The following is a 16,043-nucleotide window of genomic DNA, read 5'->3' on the forward strand; positions in this document are numbered from 1 at the left end:
AGGCTGAGGCCATGAGCCCTCAGGAACTCGACGTCATCGTGCGTGTCGCAGGCGCGACCCTGCTGCTGACTGCTGTCCCGATCACTGCGCACGGTGATCGTCGGTTGGCGGTGACCTTCCTGCCACTGGCCCTCTGCCTGACCGGCTTTCTGGCAGGCAATACGCCCGATCCTGCGCTGCGACTGTCAGGCGTGGCGGGCCATCTGGGCTATGTGCTGACCGGTTATGCCGCGGTTTTCCTATGGTGGTTTTGTCTGGCAGTGTTCGATCGCAATTTCAGGCCACGGGGTCTGGTGCTCGCTGTCGGTCTGGCCTGGATCGTCATTGCCAGCGCGGATCGCGGCCTGTTCGGACCAGCTCCGCTCGATTGGGGCTTGTCGCGGCTGCTGGTCGGACTGGGCTTCGTCATGATGCTTTATCTGGCGTGGAGGCTTATCCGGGACCGGCGTGGCGACCTGATCGACACACGGCGCAAGGCGCGCATCGCTGTGGTGCTGTTGCTGGGCGGACAGCTCCTGGCCGATCTGATCATCGACACGGTCATGGGATTTGACTGGCAGCCCCAGACGTTCAGCCTTCTGCAGAATGCTGCCTTCCTGCTGTTTACGGGGTGGCTGATTTTCATTGCTCAGACAGGTGCGGTCAGGTCTGACCCGGCTGTCTCATCTTTGCCGCTCTCCATTCCATCGCTGTCGCCGGAAGACGTTCGACTGACCGAACGACTGCGTGTTCTCATCGAGAAGGAACGGGTTCATCTCGACCCCACTCTGACCTTCAATCGTTTCGTCGCCCTGATGGGAGGCTCGGATCGTGCGGTGCGTCGCCTGATCAATCACCGGCTTGGCCACGATCATTTCCGCAGCTTTCTGAACACCCACCGCCTGATCGAGGCACGTCGGCGACTGGCCGATCCGGCCCATAGACAGGACAAGCTGATCGCCATCGCCATGGACAGCGGCTTTGCCTCCCTGGCGTCGTTCAACCGCGTGTTCCAGGACGCCGAAGGCCAGTCGCCCGGGGCCTGGCGAAAGGCCAGCATGTCGACTTCTGAGACACGTTCCGCCGTCTTCTGAGAAGCGCGATACGCCCCGTCCCCGTATCCGGTCTTCGTCACAGCAACGGAGATCATCGCGTGGACGGCATCATCGGTATATCGGGCGTCATTGCCATTCTTCTGGTGATGGGTGGGGGTCTTGCTCTCCTGCGTCCTAGTCAGTTCGACGGGCGCTGGCTGCTGGTCGCGGCGCTGCTGGTTCTCGTCAACGATGCGATGCTGACGAATGTCTACGGCCTGCTACCGAATGTGTTCCGGGGCAGCGACTGGAACTGGCAGGGCAAGATTCTGGCCCTTATTGCCACACTGGCCATTGCCGCCTTGCCGGCGTTCGGTTGGAAGCGTTCGGGACTGACATGGCATCAGGCGGCGGGCAGTCTGAAAGCCAGTCTTCCCGTCATGCTGATCTACATGGGCTTCTTCGTCGGTCTGGCCTGGGCCTTTCCGTCCGCGCCGGCTTCGGCTGAAACCATCGCCTTCCAGCTGACCATGCCGGGCTTCGAGGAAGAGCCCTACTATCGCGGGATCCTGCTGTTCGCGCTGGATCGTGCGTTTCTGGCCCGAAAGTCGTTTCTGGGCGTGGAGTGGGGATGGGGCGCGGTCCTGTCCTGCATCCTGTTCGGCCTGGCCCATGCCTTCGGCTATTCGGACGGGCAGTTCAGCTTCGATCCGCTGACCATGGCCCTGACGGGCGTTCCGTCCCTGATCGGCGTCTGGCTGGTCCTGAAAACCCGCAGCGTGCTTTTGCCAGTCGTGCTGCACAACTTCGGCAACGCCATCACCCTGATCTTTTGAGGATCAGACCGTCAGCCCCTCGGCCTCATCCGCCTTCTTACGCCGCATCTCGATCAGGCGAACGCACCAGATCGAGATTTCGTAGAGCAGCACCAGAGGCGTCGCCAGCATCAGCTGGCTGATGGGGTCGGGCGGGGTGACGACGGCGGCGACCACGACGACGGCGACGATGGCATAGCGGCGGCCCTCGCTCATCATTTTGGAACTGATAATGCCGGCCATGCCCAGCAGGGTCGTCACGACCGGCAACTGGAAGCACAGGCCGAAGGCCAGCATCAGCGAGGTCACCAGGCTGAGGTATTCGGAAATCTTGGTGTTCAGCTCGACCGTGATGCCCTCTGTCACGATCTGCTGGCTCAGCGAGAACCACATGACGAAGGGCAGCATGACGAAATAGACCAGCGCCCCGCCAATCACGAACAGAACCGGCGCGATGAACAGGAAGGGCAGGAAGGCCCCCTTTTCATTGCGGTACAGGCCCGGGGCCACGAATTTGTAGAGCTGCCAGGCGAGGACTGGGAAGGCCAGCACCACGGCTCCGAACCCGGCCACCTTCATCTTGGTGAACAGCTGTTCCAAAGGCCCGGTGGCCTGGAGCACCAGGTCGGTCGGTGCTCCGGCGGGCAGGGGGTGCAGACCCAGGGTGACGGCGATCAGCTCGAACGGATTGGACCCGTGACCGCCCTCGGCCTGGGCTGTGGCGTGCAGGGCATAGGCCGCCTGAAACGGCTTGATCAGCCAGATCTGGATGTCGGCCGCAAAGAAGAAGCAGACGAAGAAGGCCAGGATGAAGGCCACCACGCAGACGATCAGTCGCCCGCGCAACTCGATCAGATGCTGCATCAGGGGCGCGCGCGACGCCTCGATCTCGGCCTCGTCGGCCTCGGCCCGGCTCACAGGTCTACCTTGCTGGCGCGGGGCGTGCGGGGTTTGGCTTGAGTAGTCTTGCCGACAGGCCTTTTCGCCTTCGGCTTGGCCACTGCCTTGGGCTTGACCGGTGTCTTGCGAGCGCGCGGCTTGGCGGAGACGGGCTGTGGCGACGCTTCAAGCGCTGGTGTCGTCAGGGGCGCCATAACCGGCGGACTATCCGGCCACTCACCCGGCGCCGCCAGCATCGCGGCGGGTTCGGGCGCGGGTTCCAGCGGCTTGTTCAAATCGGCGCGAATATCCTTGAAGGCCGCGTCGGCGTCAGCCCCGAGGGCGTGCATGGTGCCGCCGGTGCGCAGGGCCTCGACCTCCTTGCGCAGCTCGTCCAGCTCGGACTGACGGGCCATGTCCTCAAAGCTGTTGCGGAATTCATTGGCCATGCCGCGCGCCTTGGCGACCAGCTTGCCCAGCTTGCGCAGAAGCAGCGGCAAACGCTCGGGCCCCACAACCAGCAGGGCCACGACCGCGATCACAAGATATTCGGCACCCCCGATACCGGGGCCCAGACCACCCATCCGTCAGTTCCTCAGCCGGATGCGGCTATTGCTTCAGGTCTTCTTTTTCGGCGTCGGTGCGGGGCAGGGCACCCGCGCGTTGCTGGTCCGACGACTTGGTCTCATCGGTGTCTTTCAGACCATCGCGGAAGGCCTTCACACCCTTGGCGGCATCGCCCATCATGGCGGACAGCTTGCCACGTCCGCCGAACAGCAGAAGGACCACGATGGCGACGATGGCCCAGTGCCAGATGCTGAATGAACCCACGGAACTCTCTCCTCGGTCGGGCGACGATGCGCCCCTTCTTAATCTTACGCCGCATATAGGCGCTTCAGTGGCGCGACGCCAAGCGAACCTGTTAGGACGCGCGAATGAGTCACGTGATCATCCATACCGACGGTGCCTGCAAGGGCAATCCTGGGCCCGGCGGCTGGGGCGCGATCCTTCAGACCGGCGGGGGGCACGAAAAGGAGTTGTGGGGCGGCGAGGCTCTGACCACCAATAACCGCATGGAGCTGATGGGGGCCATCAGTGCCCTGGAGGCCCTGACCCGGCCTTGCCGCGTCGATCTGCATACCGACAGCCGCTATGTGATGGACGGCATCACCAAATGGATCGGCCCGTGGAAGGCCCGGGGCTGGAAAACCGCCGAGAAGAAGCCGGTCAAGAACGACGATCTGTGGAAACGCCTTGATGCGGCGCGCGCCCGGCACGAGGTCAAATGGCACTGGGTCAAAGGGCACGCCGGGCACGAACTCAACGAACGGGCCGACCAGCTGGCCAATCGCGGCATCGAGGATATGCGCGGCTGACGGTACCCGGAAAAGTCAGAAGCCGCCGGCGGATTGCTCCACCGGCGGCTCCCGTCACGTCGTCGATCGACAGGGGGGCTGAAAATTAATCGACGACGCGATAGCGGCCGGACTGGTCGGGGCAGGTCCGCACATAGCGGGTTTCCGAGCGACCGTCGGGAAGGCGGATGCGACTCTCGGCCAAGCGGCAATTGTCGCGGTCGGTATTGCCGTAGCCGTAGCTGGAGGAATAGCGGCTGGAGTAGTCGTCGCCGTAGTCGTAGTTCTGGGACGGATAGACCTGAACGTAGCGGCTGTCCGAATAGCGATCGTCGTACCGGTCGTCGGCATAGCGATCGTCATACACCGGGGCCGAATAGGCGCGATCGTCGTAGTAGGTCGACGGGTAGGTTTCACAGTTGGCGGCCGAGTTGCGACCGACGGCATTGCCGATCACGGCACCAACGACGCCGCCGAGGATGCTGCCTTCCGTCCGGCGCCCCCGCGCGGCCAGTTGCGAACCGGCGATAGCCCCGGCGGCACCACCGATGAAGGTGCCCGCACCCTGGCGCTGGCCGCGATCGTTGCGGCAATAGTCGGAACTGTAGCGGTCGTCGCCATAGTAGCGGCTGTTGTAGTCATAGGGCTGGCTGTAGGCCCCGGTACCGTAGTTCTGCGAATAATAGCTCTGGGCCGAGGCGGGCAGGGCGCTGAGCCCCACGGTAGCCAGGGCGGCGGCTGCGGCGACGGCGGATCTGGCGGACAGAACGGACATGGCGTGTTCCTGAAATCGTTAACGGATAACGGGCCCAACGGCTGGACCGGCTGTCTGTTGCATCGCTGTCTAGGCCTGCGAAGCTGAACGGCGATTGAGCGTCGCGTTCATCTTCGTTCATGTTTCGCGCCGGCCCGATATGCCGCTAGAAGCGCGCCATGACGCAGACGCTGACCATCGCCCGCGTGGGGCACCAGGGTGACGGGATCGCCGAGACGACCGAGGGCCCCGTCTTCGTGCCTGGAGCCTTGCCGGGTGAAGTGGTCGAGGGGGCTGTGCACGCCGGGCGGATGGAGCGGTTCGAACTGATACAGCCGAGCGCGGACCGCCGGCCGATCCATTCGCAGACCTATGCCGAATGCGGCGTCGCGCCCATGCAGCACTGGGCCGATGCGCCTTATCTGGCGTGGAAGCGGGAGCTGGTGGTCGCGACCCTGGCGCGCGAAGGGATCGAAACGGAGGTCGGGGCGACGGTGGCGGTGCCGCCCGCCAGCCGCCGGCGACTGGCGCTGCATGCGCGACGTGCCGAGGACGGTCGTATCGTTCTGGGCTTCAAGGCGAGGCGGTCGTGGCGGCTGGTCGAACTGACCGACTGTCCGGTGTCGGACCCGCGTCTGACGGCAGCCTTGCCGGCGTTGCGAGACGTGGCCGCGCCGTTTCTGGGCCATCCGAAGTCGGCCCCGACGCTGCATGTGACGCTGACCGATACAGGTCTGGACGTCGACGTGACGGGCGTCGAGAAGAAGTCCGGCGGTCTGACAGGTGATGTCAGGGCTTTGGCCATCGCAGCGGCGGCAAGGGCCGGGCTGGCGCGGCTCAGCTTGGACGGCGAGGTGTTGATGATGGAACGTCAGCCGCGGGTGGCGTTCGGTCGGGCCAGCGTACCCCTGCCGCCGGGCAGCTTTCTGCAGGCCGCGCCGTCAGCCGAGGCGGAGATGGTCCAGCGGGCGGTGGATGCTGTGAAGGGGGCGAAGACGGTCGCGGACCTGTTTTGCGGTGCAGGCACCTTCACCTTTCCTCTGGCCGAGGTCGCCAGCGTCATGGCCGCCGATTCTTCCGCCGCCTCCATCGCGGCGCTGAAGGCCGGGATCGGCACGGCTCAAGGTTTGAAGACTATCCGGGCCGAGGCGCGTGACCTGTTCCGCCGCCCGCTGTCGCCGTTCGATCTGAAGGGCATCGAGGCCATCGTCATCGACCCGCCGCGCGCAGGGGCGCTGGAACAGACGGGTCAGATCGCGCGGACGAAGGCCGGCGTCGTGGTCGGGGTGTCATGCAATCCGGCCACCTTTGCGCGCGATGCCCGCGTGCTGATCGACGCGGGATTTCGGCTGGAGATCGTCACGCCCATCGACCAGTTCCTGTGGTCGACGCATGTAGAGCTGGTCGGCATATTCCGGCGCTGACGTTTAGCGGGGCGTAAGCGCTGCGGCCACCCGGGCCTCGAAGTCCGGCTGTTGGCCAACGTCGTTGTGACCGGCTTGGGGAAAGACCAGGGTCTGAACGTCATGGCCTTTGGCACGCAGTTCACGCGCGAGGCGCCGACTGAGGGCAGGGGGCAGGGTGTCGTCCTTGCCGGCCTCCAGCACAACGATGCGGCCCCGATAGCCCGCCAGCGATCCGGGCACATCCACGGCCGCCAGGGCCGGTGCCATATTCACGCGGACCAGCGGGCGGGCGAGGCCGACCATCTCGTCGATGGCGGCGCGGGCGCTGGGGGTCGTGGTCTCGAGAACCAGGGCGTCGGCATCGACCTCATTGGCGATGGCGGAACAGACGATGCCGCCCAGCGAATGACCCCAGGCGATCAGGGGACGACCCTCGGCATCGGCCTGGGCGCGCGCCTCTCGAGCGATGACACGACCGACAGCCTCGAAGCCGGCGAAATTGGCCGTACCGTCCGTTTCGCCGTAGCCCGGATAGTCGAACATGAGCACGTCCCCGAAAGGACTGAGTTCTTCGGCCACGGCACCGCCGCCACTCGATCGCCGAAACAGATTGCCGCCGCAGAAAAGGATCAGGGGCCGAGGCACAGCCGTGGCGCGGACGCGTGTCGTGCCGATTCTGCCACCGTCATAGCTCAGGCTAAGGGTCTGCGATCCCGCAGGTGGCGGGGCGCTGGGCAGATCGATCTTCTCGGCCCTGACGCGGCTGTCGGGATAGAAGAAATTGCCTTCCGGTACCTCCACCGTGAAACAGCCGCCCAGGCCGATCACCAAGACGGCGGCAATGGCTTTTAGGTAGACCTTCGACATCGATATCCCCGTGATTTCGCCGATAGCGCCACACGGCGCAGCCGCTGTCCAGCCACCGAAGCTGACGCGACCTAGATCGCATGGGGCAGGTCGAACAGGTCCATCTGGGGCCGGGCTTCGGCGGGCACGCGAAACTGGCTTTCGTCCAGCAGGTGACGTGGCGCGTCCAGGCCATAGCGTTTGACAGCGGCACGGAACCGGGTCGCGATCAGCTCGGCGACGGGGCCCGTGCCCTTCATCCGGGTGTTCCAGTCGGGATCGTAATCGCGGCCACCGCGCGTCTGGCGGATCAGCGACATGACGCGGGCGGCGCGGTCGGGGCGGGCGTCGGCCAGCCATTCGCGGAACAGGTCCTTGATCTCCAGCGGCAGCCGCAGGGTGACATACATGGCGGTCGTGGCCCCGGCCTTTGCGGCGGCCTCTAGCACAGCTTCCAGCTCGTGGTCGTTCAGGCCGGGGATGACGGGGGCGAAGCCGACGCCGACTGGCACCCCGGCTTCGGCCAGCCGCGAGATGGCTTCGAGGCGCTTTGCGGGCGTGGAGGCGCGAGGCTCCATGGCGCGGGCCAAACCCCTGTCCAGGGTGGTGATGGAGACGAAGGCCGAGGCCAGGCCATCCCGTCCCATGGGGCCCAGGATGTCAGCGTCACGCGAGATCAGCACCGACTTGGTGATGATGCTGAACGGATGGCGGAAACGCTGCAACACTTCCAGCACGGCGCGCGTGGACTTCAGCTCGCGCTCGACCGGCTGATAGGGGTCGGTGTTGCCGCCTATGTGGATGCGTTTGCAGACATAGCGGGGCCGGGTGAGTTCCTGCTCCAGCAGACGCGCCGCTTCGGGTTTCCAGAACAGTCGGCTCTCGAAATCCAGGCCCGGGGATAGGCCCATGAAGGCATGGGACGGACGGGCGTAGCAGTAGATGCAGCCATGTTCGCAGCCCTTGTAGGGGTTGATGGACCGGTCGAAACCGATGTCCGGACTTGTATTTCTGGCGATGATGGTCCGGGCGTGCTCGGGCGTCAGGGTGGTGCGCAGGGGCGCTGCCTCGGCATCCTGATCGGTCCAGCCGTCATCGAAGGCCTGAACGGTTTCCGGCTCGAACCGCCCGGTCGCATTTGACCGCGCCCCTCGTCCCTTTGCCGCTTCAGCCATGACAGGAAAATAGCAGAAGGACAGAACAAAGCAAGAACATTTCGGGGTTGGATTGCTACCCACGCCCGGAAGGTGCACCTTGAGTCGAGGGGTACGCATGAAAAACATACTCATCGTCAGCACGATAGCGGGACTGATTGCGCAGCCAATCGGGTCGCCCCGTGCGCAGGAAGTGGCACCGAGCGCCATAGTCGGTCTGGCCAATGGATGCAGGCCTGAAGCGGCGTTCGGGTTTAGTATGACCGATCCCTACAATGGAGGTCGTAATTTGCGGCTGCGCGACACAGTTGCTCCCTTTCGAACCATGGAAGTCATCGCGACTCCCCGGTCCAAAAAGCTCGTTTCCGTAGACGTTTGGGCCTACGCCCCTGACGACGCTGGCACGGTCGAGCAGAGGCGTGAGGGCGCGACACAGCTGCTTGATGAACTCGACACGCTGGTTGAGGCCTCAGGTCGTTTCGAGAACCGGCGTTTCGACGACGAAACGGAAACCATAATCTATTCGGTCCCAGCCGAGGCACCTGAATCCCGGCTTCAGATGGGGCTGTCACAACTGGGCGTGTCTGTGATCGTCTCATGTGCGGATGAGGGGCGACGGCAACTGGCCATGGACGAATTGTTAGGGCGCACTCGTGTCGAGCGACCCGTGAAGCCGATTTTGCCGACGCCTGTTCGTTCCAACATACAGGATTGCGCTGATCCTGTTCGAGCCGAGGAAATCTACGACAACTTCGAGCTTGGCGGCAGCTTTGACGTCATGAATGTGGCGCGGAGCTTTCAGGATTATTCAGAACACCTGGCGCAATGGCATGGCCAGATTCTGATGGACAAAGGCGTCTGGACCCAAGCGGATCGTGATGCATTCCAGATGTCGATGCTCAACGATCAAGCTATTCTGAAAGGGCTGGAACGGCAGCTTTCCAGAGTTCAGTCCATGCTCGAGCTAACACTGGAGATCCCCGGAAAGCGCGAGGCGGGCGATGCTGTTGGGTCCTGCCGTGCTGTCGTGGGGCTGGTCGACCTGCTTGCGGATATGGACCGTGAGAACGAAGCGCAATGGGCGCTGTCCACCGCTCGTTATCAGGCTGAAGCCTCAAGATTGGGCGTTACGTTGGACGAGTAGCCAAAGGCCGTTGGTGCGGATGAGAGGACTCGAACCTCCACGCCTCGCGGCGCTGGAACCTAAATCCAGTGCGTCTACCAGTTCCGCCACATCCGCATAGGTCTTGAGGAAAGGCTCTAGGCGATGCCGCGCAAAAGCGAAAGGCCCGGGATCGCTCCCGGGCCTTTGCCATTAAGTCGAGACTGAGAACATCAGTCCTTCTGGTTGTCGACACCCTCGCCGAAGGCGGCGGCCGGGGAGGTGATGGTGGTCTCCTCGGTGATGTCGATGCCCTTGGCCAGCTTGGAGTTCCAGTAGCCGTAGGCGATGTAGACCACGGCCCCGACGACGGCATAGATGCCCAGGATGGTCAGGGGCAGCGGGTTGTCGTTCAGGGCGTGCTGAACCATCGGGATGAAGTTCAGACCGGCCAGGGCCGCACAGGCCAGGATGCCCAGCACGGCCGTGAAGATGCCGCCCGGAACCTTGAACGGACGCTCCATGTCCGGATAGCGGATGCGCAGCATGATCACCGACAGACAGACGATGGCGAACGCGCTGGCCGTACCCAGCGACACGAGGTCGCCCAGGATGGAGATCGGCAGGAAGGATGCCGCCACAGCGATGACGACGCCCAGCAGGATGGTGCCGATCCAGGGCGTGCGGAACTTCGGATGGATGATGGCGAACGCCTTGGGCAGCAGGCCGTCACGCGCCATGGTGTAGAAGACGCGCGTCTGGCCGTAGCACAGCACCAGCATGACCGAGGACAGGCCGGTGATGGCGCCGATCTTGATCAGGAAGCTGATCAGGTTCAGCTGACCGCCCGGTGCGACGGCCAGCGGGATGTTCGCCCAGGTCAGGGCCATGCGGTCGATGGCGACGGCGATGGGGGCAGGCGAGGCCAGCTCCAGATAGGGCACGACGCCGGTCATGACGGCCGCGACGGCCATGTAGATCAGCGTACAGACCACCAGGGCGCCCAGGATGCCGACGGGAACATCCTTGGACGGGTTCTTGGCCTCGGCCGCAGCGGTCGAAACCGCCTCGAAGCCGACATAGGCGAAGAAGATGATCGAGGCCCCGCGGAAGATGCCGCCGACGCCGAACTGGTCCCAGGTACCGCCTTCGGGCGTGGCCGGGATGAAGGGCTGCCAGTTGGCGGGGTTGATGTACTGCACCCCCACTAGGATGAAGGTCAGCAGGACGATGATCTTGATGACCACGATGGCGTTGTTGATGTTGGCCGATTCCGACACGCCCAGCACCAGCAGGCTGCAGACCGCGGCGATGCCGATGGCGGCGACCAGGTTGAAGGTGCCGGTCATGGGGAAGCTGGAGCCGCCTTCACCCGTCACATACTGGACCAGCGGCGTGGCCCACTGAGGCCCTTCGCCACCGGCGTACTGTATCGTCGGGAACAGCGTCTCGCTGATGCCGAAATCCGTCAGGATGGACACGACATAGCCGGACCAGCCGACCGCCACGGTCGAGGCCGCGACGCCGTATTCGAGCACCAGCAGCCAGCCCATGATCCAGGCGAATATCTCGCCCATGGTGCCGTAGGCATAGGTATAGGCCGAGCCGGAGACCGGCATGGTCGAGGCCAGCTCGGCGTAGCACAGGCCCGCGAGGGCGCAGGCGATGCCGGCCAGAACGAACGAGAACATGATCGCCGGACCGGCGTGGGCCGAGGCCACCTGTCCGGTCAGAACGAAGATGCCGGCACCAATGATGGCACCGATGCCCAGGCTCATGAGGTTGATCGGGCCCAGGGTCCGTTTCAGCTCGCTCTTGGCGGCTTCCTTCTGGATCTGAGCGATGGATTTTCTGAGGAACAGGCGGTTCCCCTTGGGCCTAAGGCCGTCTGCGGACATAGAGTCTCGCCCCCTGATACTACGGCGAACCCTCCCCGGGCCACCTTCAATGGCGCGGACGCTAGCGGTGCAAGACCGCGCTGGCAACGCGGTTTAGGAATGGTGAAGGCCAGACGACGCTTTCGTGAAGCCGGTAGAGGCGTCTAAAGCACATCGAAGATGCGCGTGGCGCACCTCGAATCCGTCGAGCCGCATGACTTCTTTGCCTATTCACGCCGTTCTGGAGCCGCTGAAGGCCGCGCTGGTGGCCCACAATGCCGTGGTCCTGGCCGCGCCGCCCGGAGCGGGCAAGACGACCGTGGTGCCGCTGGCCCTGCTGGATGAGCCGTGGTTGGAGGGGCGTCGGATACTGGTGCTGGAGCCGCGGCGGCTGGCGGCGCGGGCGGCGGCGGAGCGGATGGCGGCGACGCTGGGACAGCCGGCGGGCGAGACCATCGGCTATCGCACCCGACTGCAAAGCCGGATCGGGCCAAGGACGCGGATCGAGGTGATCACCGAGGGCGTCTTCACGCGCATGATTCTGGACGACCCCGGCCTGGAAGGATTCGGAGCCGTTCTGTTCGACGAGTTTCACGAACGCAGCCTGGATGCTGATCTGGGACTGGCCCTGGCGCGGGAGAGCCAGACCATCCTGCGTGACGACCTGAGGCTGCTGGTCATGTCGGCGACGCTGGATATCGCGGGCGTGTCGCGCCTGCTGGCGGGGGCGGACGGCAAGGCTGCGCCCGTCATCGAGGCAGAGGGACGGATGTATCCCGTCCAGACGCGCTATCTCGGTCGTAACCCGGTCGAGCGACTGGAAGATGCGGTCGCCCGGGCGGTTGTCCAGGCGCTGGGCGAGGAGACGGGGTCGATCCTGGTCTTCCTGCCGGGGCAGGGCGAGATTCATCGCACCGCGCAACGACTGTCCGAGCGACTGCGCGATCCGGCCGTCGATGTAGTGCCGCTGTACGGCGGGCTGGAGCGGACGGCGCAGGATAGGGCCATCGAACCGGTGGCACCGGGACGGCGCAAGGTCGTGCTGGCGACATCGGTCGCCGAGACCAGCCTGACCATCGAGGGGGTTCGGGTCGTGATCGATTCGGGCCTGTCTCGTGTTCCCCGCTTCGAGGCAGCGAGCGGCCTGACGCGACTGGCGACGGTCAAGGTCAGCAAGTCCTCGGCCGAGCAGCGGCGCGGGCGGGCGGGCCGAACAGAGCCGGGGGTCTGCCTGCGTCTGTGGGATGAAGAGCAGACGCGGGGCCTGGTGCCGCATCAGAGGCCGGAAATCCTGGAGGCGGACCTGTCCGGGTTCGCGCTTGATCTGGCGCGATGGGGGCGGGCCGATGTTCAGGGCCTGGCGCTGTTGGACATGCCGCCGGCGGGCGCATTCGCCGAGGCACGATCCGTGCTGGGGCGGCTGGGCGCGCTGGATGAGGCGGGAGCGCTGACGCCGCACGGACAGAGGCTGACGCGCATGCCACTGACGCCGCGACTGGCGCACATGGTTTGCGTCGCCGCCGATGCCGGGAACGCCCGGCTGGGGGCGAGGATCGCGGCGGTGCTGAGCGAGCCGGGGCTGGGCGGGAAGGCCGTCGATCTGGGCGAACGGCTGCAAGGGTTGGAGCGCGATCAATCCCAGCGAGCCCGGGACGCCATGAAACTGATCGAGCGCTGGGGCCGGGCGGCAGAGCTCGGGGCTGGCAGGGATGGCGCGGCTGGAAGCGGAATCGACGCGGGTACTCTGCTCGCCGAAGCCTTTCCGGAGCGCGTCGCCAGGGCGCGGGGCAAGCCGGGAGAGGTGCTGATGGCCTCCGGGCGCGGCGCGTTTATGGACCCGACCGAGACGCTGGCGCGGGAGTCGTGGCTGGCGGTGGCCGAACTGGGGGGAGGGGACGCCCGCGATCGCATCCGATTGGCAGCACCGGTCGATCCCGTCGATCTGGAGGCGCGGATCAATGTCGACGACAGGTTGGTGCAGGAACCGTCGGGACGGATGGTGATGCGCCGCATCCGACGGATCGGGGCCATCGTCGTCGATGAGCGGATCATGGGCCCGGCGGACCGCGCCGCGATCACCGCTGCCTTGCGTGAGCAGGTCGAGCGTGAGGGTTTGGCGAACTTGAAATGGGGCGAGCGATCTGCGGGTCTGCGGGCCAGACTTTCGTTTCTGCATGGCCTGGATGCGAGCTGGCCGGATGTGTCGGATTCTGCCCTGCTAGCCTCGCGTGAAGACTGGATTTGGCCGCTGCTGGATGGCGTCCAGGCGCTGTCCGCGATTCCTGACGTGGCCCTGGAGCAGGGGCTGAAAACCCTCATCCCCTGGGATCGTCATCGGGCGCTGGATGAGTTGGCCCCGGCGCGCCTGGAGACTCCGCTGGGATCCACCGCCATCGACTATGCCGCCGAGGGCGGGCCGCGGGTGGACATTCGAGTGCAGGAACTGTTCGGGGTGACCGCACACCCGACCGTAGGCGGCGGAGCGGTGCCCCTGACCCTGGCCCTGCTGTCGCCGGCGCGACGGCCGGTTCAAGTTACCAAGGATCTGCCGGGCTTCTGGGCCGGGAGCTGGGCGGCCGTGCGGGCCGAAATGCGGGGGCGCTATCCGCGTCATCCTTGGCCGGAAGACCCGGCGGCCGCGCAAGCGACATCACGAGCCAAGCCGCGCGGGACGTGACGCTTGCCTTTTATCCCCAGCGCGCCTAGAGAGCGCGCGCACTTCACACGCAGGCGTGGCGCAGGTCGGGGAGACATCCCGGTTTGCACCGTTCCGAGGGCCATCCGGCCTTTCAGCGCCTGCGGCGGATCAATCGGATAAAGGACACTACACTCATGGCTCTGCCAGAATTCTCCATGCGTTCGCTGCTCGAAGCCGGCGCGCACTTCGGTCACCAGACGCATCGCTGGAACCCGAAGATGGACCGCTACATCTTCGGCTCGCGCTCGAACATCCACATCATCGACCTGTCGCAGTCGATCCCGCTGCTGCATCAGGCCCTGGTCGCCGTGCGCGACGTGGCCGCCAAGGGGGGCCGCGTGCTGTTCGTCGGCACCAAGCGTCAGGCCGCCGATCCGGTCGCCGAGGCCGCCAAGCGCTGCGCCCAATACTATATGAACAACCGCTGGCTGGGCGGCACGCTGACCAACTGGAAGACGGTCTCGGGTTCGATCGCCCGCCTGCGCGAGCTGGACGCCCTGCTGGAATCCGGCGGCGAAGGCCGGGTCAAGAAGGAACTGCTGAACCTGACCCGCGAACGCGACAAGCTGGAGCTGTCGCTGGGCGGCATCAAGGACATGGGTTCGGTGCCGGACATCATGTTCGTGATCGACACCAACAAGGAAGCGATCGCGATCCAGGAAGCCCGCAAGCTGAACATCCCGATCATCGCCATCCTGGACACCAACTCGGACCCCGACGGCATCACCTATCCGGTGCCCGGCAACGATGACGCCGCCCGCGCCATCCAGACCTACTGCGACCTGATCGCCGACGCCGTCCTGGACGGTCTGGCCGCCGGTGCCTCGCAGTCGGGCGTGGACCTGGGCGCCGCCGTCAACCCGGACGAGCCGATGCTGCGCGAAGCCAAGGCCCCCAAGGCTGAAGCCGAAGCCGCCCCGGCCGGTACGGAGGCTGTCGCCGCCGAGATGGAAGCGGCCGCTGAGCCGGCCGTCGCCGACGAAGCCGCCCAGGCCGCCACTTCGGAAGCCAACGACGCCGTCGAAACCGAGAAGGCTGCGGTCTGAGCCGACCCGCCTTCATCTGACGGCGAAAACTGACATACGGCCGGGCTAAACCAGCCCGGCCGTTCCCGCATTCGAATACCCAAGGAGCTATACAATGGCCGAGATCACAGCCGCCCTCGTCATGGAACTGCGCGCCAAGTCGGGCGTCGGCATGATGGACTGCAAGAAGGCGCTTCAGGAAACCGACGGCGACATCAACGCCGCGATCGACTGGCTGCGCGCCAAGGGCCTGTCCAAGGCCGCCAAGAAGGCCGACCGCGTCGCCGCCGAGGGCCTGGTCGCCGTCGCGTCCAAGGAAGTCGGAGCCGGTGAAGTCGGCGCCGCCATCGAGTTCAACGCCGAGACGGACTTCGTGGCCCGCAACGAACTGTTCCAGAACGCCGCCAAATCGTTCGCCCAGCTGGGTCTGGAGCACGCCACCGTCGAAGGCCTACACGGTGCGGAACTGGAAGCCGGCAAGACGGTCCAGGACGAGGTCACCAACCTGATCGCCACGGTCGGCGAGAACATGCAGCTGCGTCGCGCCGCCCGCCTGTCGGTCGCTGAAGGCGTGGTCGCCTCCTACGTCCACAATGCCGTCTCGCCCGGCGTCGGCCGCATCGGCGTGCTGGTCGCCCTGCACGGCGGTGGCGACAAGGCCGCCCTGCGCGAACTGGGCCGCAAGATCGCCATGCACGTGGCCGCGACGGCTCCGCTGTCGCTGAACACGGACGATCTGGACCCGGCCGCCATCGAGAAGGAACGTCAGGTCCTGACCGAGAAGGCCAAGGAAGAAGGCAAGCCGGAAAACATGATCGCCAAGATCGTGGAAGGCCAGATCAACAAGTTCCAGAAGGACGTGGTGCTGATCAAACAGCCCTTCGTCATGAACCCCGACGTGACCATCGAGCAGCTGGTCGCCGACACGGGCAAGGAACTGGGCGCACCCGACCTGCACCTTGCCGGCTTCGTCCGCCTGGCGCTGGGCGAAGGCGTCGAGAAGGTCGAAGGACCGGACTTCGCTTCGGAAGTCGCCTCCATGATGGGCGGCAACTGATCGTTTCAGCCCAAGGCTGAATGACTGAAATGAAGGGTCGGTGGCGAGGCGTCACCGACCCT

General features: G+C 65.3%; 15 protein-coding genes and 1 tRNA gene. 8 read left to right on the forward strand and 8 right to left on the reverse strand.

The features are described 5' to 3' along the window. Nucleotides 1-11: 11 nt before the first annotated feature. Nucleotides 12-1,073, forward strand: a complete 1,062-nt coding sequence (locus JHC81_RS00075; protein WP_292169250.1) for a helix-turn-helix domain-containing protein — start codon at nucleotides 12-14, stop codon at nucleotides 1,071-1,073. Between the two features lie 59 nt (nucleotides 1,074-1,132). Then, complete coding sequence (locus JHC81_RS00080; RefSeq protein WP_292169252.1) at nucleotides 1,133-1,849, forward strand: CPBP family intramembrane glutamic endopeptidase; 717 nt, start codon at nucleotides 1,133-1,135, stop codon at nucleotides 1,847-1,849. 3 nt (nucleotides 1,850-1,852) lie between these two features. On the opposite strand, the gene tatC is transcribed toward JHC81_RS00080, so the two are convergent. From tatC to JHC81_RS00095, 3 genes are read right to left on the reverse strand one after another with little or no spacing between them, the layout of a single operon-like run. After that, nucleotides 1,853-2,746, reverse strand: coding sequence for a twin-arginine translocase subunit TatC (gene tatC / locus JHC81_RS00085; protein WP_292169254.1), 894 nt, complete (start codon nucleotides 2,744-2,746; stop codon nucleotides 1,853-1,855). Next, on the reverse strand, nucleotides 2,743-3,291 hold the full coding sequence (gene tatB / locus JHC81_RS00090) for a Sec-independent protein translocase protein TatB (protein ID WP_292169256.1): 549 nt from the start codon (nucleotides 3,289-3,291) through the stop codon (nucleotides 2,743-2,745). Before tatB ends, tatC begins: the two co-directional genes overlap by 4 nt. 25 nt (nucleotides 3,292-3,316) lie before the next feature. Further along, nucleotides 3,317-3,538, reverse strand: a complete 222-nt coding sequence (locus JHC81_RS00095) for a twin-arginine translocase TatA/TatE family subunit (RefSeq protein WP_292169257.1) — start codon at nucleotides 3,536-3,538, stop codon at nucleotides 3,317-3,319. A 104-nt stretch (nucleotides 3,539-3,642) separates the two neighbouring features. On the opposite strand from JHC81_RS00095, the gene rnhA reads away from it, so the two are divergent. Then, entirely contained in the window at nucleotides 3,643-4,083 is a 441-nt protein-coding gene (rnhA, locus tag JHC81_RS00100) for a ribonuclease HI (RefSeq protein WP_292169259.1), read from the forward strand. Nucleotides 4,084-4,168: 85 nt separating this feature from the next. Here the strand turns inward: rnhA and JHC81_RS00105 are convergent, their stop codons facing one another. Further along, the gene (locus JHC81_RS00105; RefSeq protein ID WP_292169261.1) at nucleotides 4,169-4,837 is read right to left on the reverse strand and encodes a glycine zipper 2TM domain-containing protein; all 669 of its coding nucleotides are present in this window, start codon (nucleotides 4,835-4,837) and stop codon (nucleotides 4,169-4,171) included. A 158-nt stretch (nucleotides 4,838-4,995) separates the two neighbouring features. Between JHC81_RS00105 and JHC81_RS00110 the strand changes: the two genes are divergently transcribed. Beyond that, a complete protein-coding gene (locus JHC81_RS00110) occupies nucleotides 4,996-6,240 on the forward strand; it encodes a TRAM domain-containing protein (protein WP_292169264.1) in 1,245 nt (414 codons plus the stop codon). A gap of 3 nt (nucleotides 6,241-6,243) precedes the next feature. Here JHC81_RS00110 and JHC81_RS00115 read toward each other — a convergent pair whose 3' ends face one another. Continuing rightward, complete coding sequence (locus JHC81_RS00115) at nucleotides 6,244-7,089, reverse strand: alpha/beta fold hydrolase (protein ID WP_292169266.1); 846 nt, start codon at nucleotides 7,087-7,089, stop codon at nucleotides 6,244-6,246. 71 nt (nucleotides 7,090-7,160) lie between these two features. Then, on the reverse strand, nucleotides 7,161-8,243 hold the full coding sequence (locus JHC81_RS00120; protein WP_292169268.1) for a PA0069 family radical SAM protein: 1,083 nt from the start codon (nucleotides 8,241-8,243) through the stop codon (nucleotides 7,161-7,163). A 97-nt stretch (nucleotides 8,244-8,340) separates the two neighbouring features. On the opposite strand from JHC81_RS00120, the gene JHC81_RS00125 reads away from it, so the two are divergent. Next, the gene (locus JHC81_RS00125; protein WP_292169270.1) at nucleotides 8,341-9,366 is read left to right on the forward strand and encodes a hypothetical protein; all 1,026 of its coding nucleotides are present in this window, start codon (nucleotides 8,341-8,343) and stop codon (nucleotides 9,364-9,366) included. 11 nt (nucleotides 9,367-9,377) lie between these two features. On the opposite strand, the gene JHC81_RS00130 is transcribed toward JHC81_RS00125, so the two are convergent. Next, nucleotides 9,378-9,462 (reverse strand) — tRNA-Leu (locus JHC81_RS00130). 95 nt (nucleotides 9,463-9,557) lie between these two features. Continuing rightward, on the reverse strand, nucleotides 9,558-11,222 hold the full coding sequence (locus tag JHC81_RS00135; protein WP_292169272.1) for an amino acid permease: 1,665 nt from the start codon (nucleotides 11,220-11,222) through the stop codon (nucleotides 9,558-9,560). Between the two features lie 193 nt (nucleotides 11,223-11,415). Here JHC81_RS00135 and hrpB point away from each other — a divergent pair, with 193 nt between their 5' ends. The 3 genes from hrpB (at nucleotide 11,416) to tsf (ending at nucleotide 15,981) form a co-directional block, all read left to right on the forward strand. Then, a complete protein-coding gene (gene hrpB / locus JHC81_RS00140; RefSeq protein ID WP_292169274.1) occupies nucleotides 11,416-13,878 on the forward strand; it encodes an ATP-dependent helicase HrpB in 2,463 nt (820 codons plus the stop codon). A 155-nt stretch (nucleotides 13,879-14,033) separates the two neighbouring features. Next, nucleotides 14,034-14,945: a 30S ribosomal protein S2 gene (rpsB, locus tag JHC81_RS00145; protein ID WP_292169275.1), complete on the forward strand. Its 912-nt coding sequence runs from the start codon at nucleotides 14,034-14,036 to the stop codon at nucleotides 14,943-14,945. 94 nt (nucleotides 14,946-15,039) lie between these two features. Continuing rightward, nucleotides 15,040-15,981 carry a translation elongation factor Ts gene (tsf, locus tag JHC81_RS00150; RefSeq protein WP_292169277.1) on the forward strand — a complete coding sequence of 314 codons (942 nt, stop codon included), beginning with the start codon at nucleotides 15,040-15,042 and terminating at the stop codon, nucleotides 15,979-15,981. The last annotated feature ends 62 nt before the right edge of the window (nucleotides 15,982-16,043 follow it).

Origin of the sequence: Brevundimonas sp. (assembly GCF_016463295.1) — a bacterium.
Taxonomy (GTDB): domain Bacteria; phylum Pseudomonadota; class Alphaproteobacteria; order Caulobacterales; family Caulobacteraceae; genus Brevundimonas.

Excerpts from the sequence above, each read along its gene's own strand:
- JHC81_RS00075 (WP_292169250.1), top strand. The coding sequence starts at position 12 with ATGAGCCCTCAGGAACTCGACGTCATCGTGCGTGTCGCAGGCGCGACC.
- tatB (WP_292169256.1), bottom strand. The coding sequence starts at position 3,291 with ATGGGTGGTCTGGGCCCCGGTATCGGGGGTGCCGAATATCTTGTGATC.
- rnhA (WP_292169259.1), top strand. The coding sequence starts at position 3,643 with ATGAGTCACGTGATCATCCATACCGACGGTGCCTGCAAGGGCAATCCT.
- JHC81_RS00105 (WP_292169261.1), bottom strand. The coding sequence starts at position 4,837 with ATGTCCGTTCTGTCCGCCAGATCCGCCGTCGCCGCAGCCGCCGCCCTG.
- JHC81_RS00110 (WP_292169264.1), top strand. The coding sequence starts at position 4,996 with ATGACGCAGACGCTGACCATCGCCCGCGTGGGGCACCAGGGTGACGGG.
- JHC81_RS00115 (WP_292169266.1), bottom strand. The coding sequence starts at position 7,089 with ATGTCGAAGGTCTACCTAAAAGCCATTGCCGCCGTCTTGGTGATCGGC.
- JHC81_RS00120 (WP_292169268.1), bottom strand. The coding sequence starts at position 8,243 with ATGGCTGAAGCGGCAAAGGGACGAGGGGCGCGGTCAAATGCGACCGGG.
- JHC81_RS00125 (WP_292169270.1), top strand. The coding sequence starts at position 8,341 with ATGAAAAACATACTCATCGTCAGCACGATAGCGGGACTGATTGCGCAG.
- JHC81_RS00135 (WP_292169272.1), bottom strand. The coding sequence starts at position 11,222 with ATGTCCGCAGACGGCCTTAGGCCCAAGGGGAACCGCCTGTTCCTCAGA.
- hrpB (WP_292169274.1), top strand. The coding sequence starts at position 11,416 with ATGACTTCTTTGCCTATTCACGCCGTTCTGGAGCCGCTGAAGGCCGCG.
- rpsB (WP_292169275.1), top strand. The coding sequence starts at position 14,034 with ATGGCTCTGCCAGAATTCTCCATGCGTTCGCTGCTCGAAGCCGGCGCG.
- tsf (WP_292169277.1), top strand. The coding sequence starts at position 15,040 with ATGGCCGAGATCACAGCCGCCCTCGTCATGGAACTGCGCGCCAAGTCG.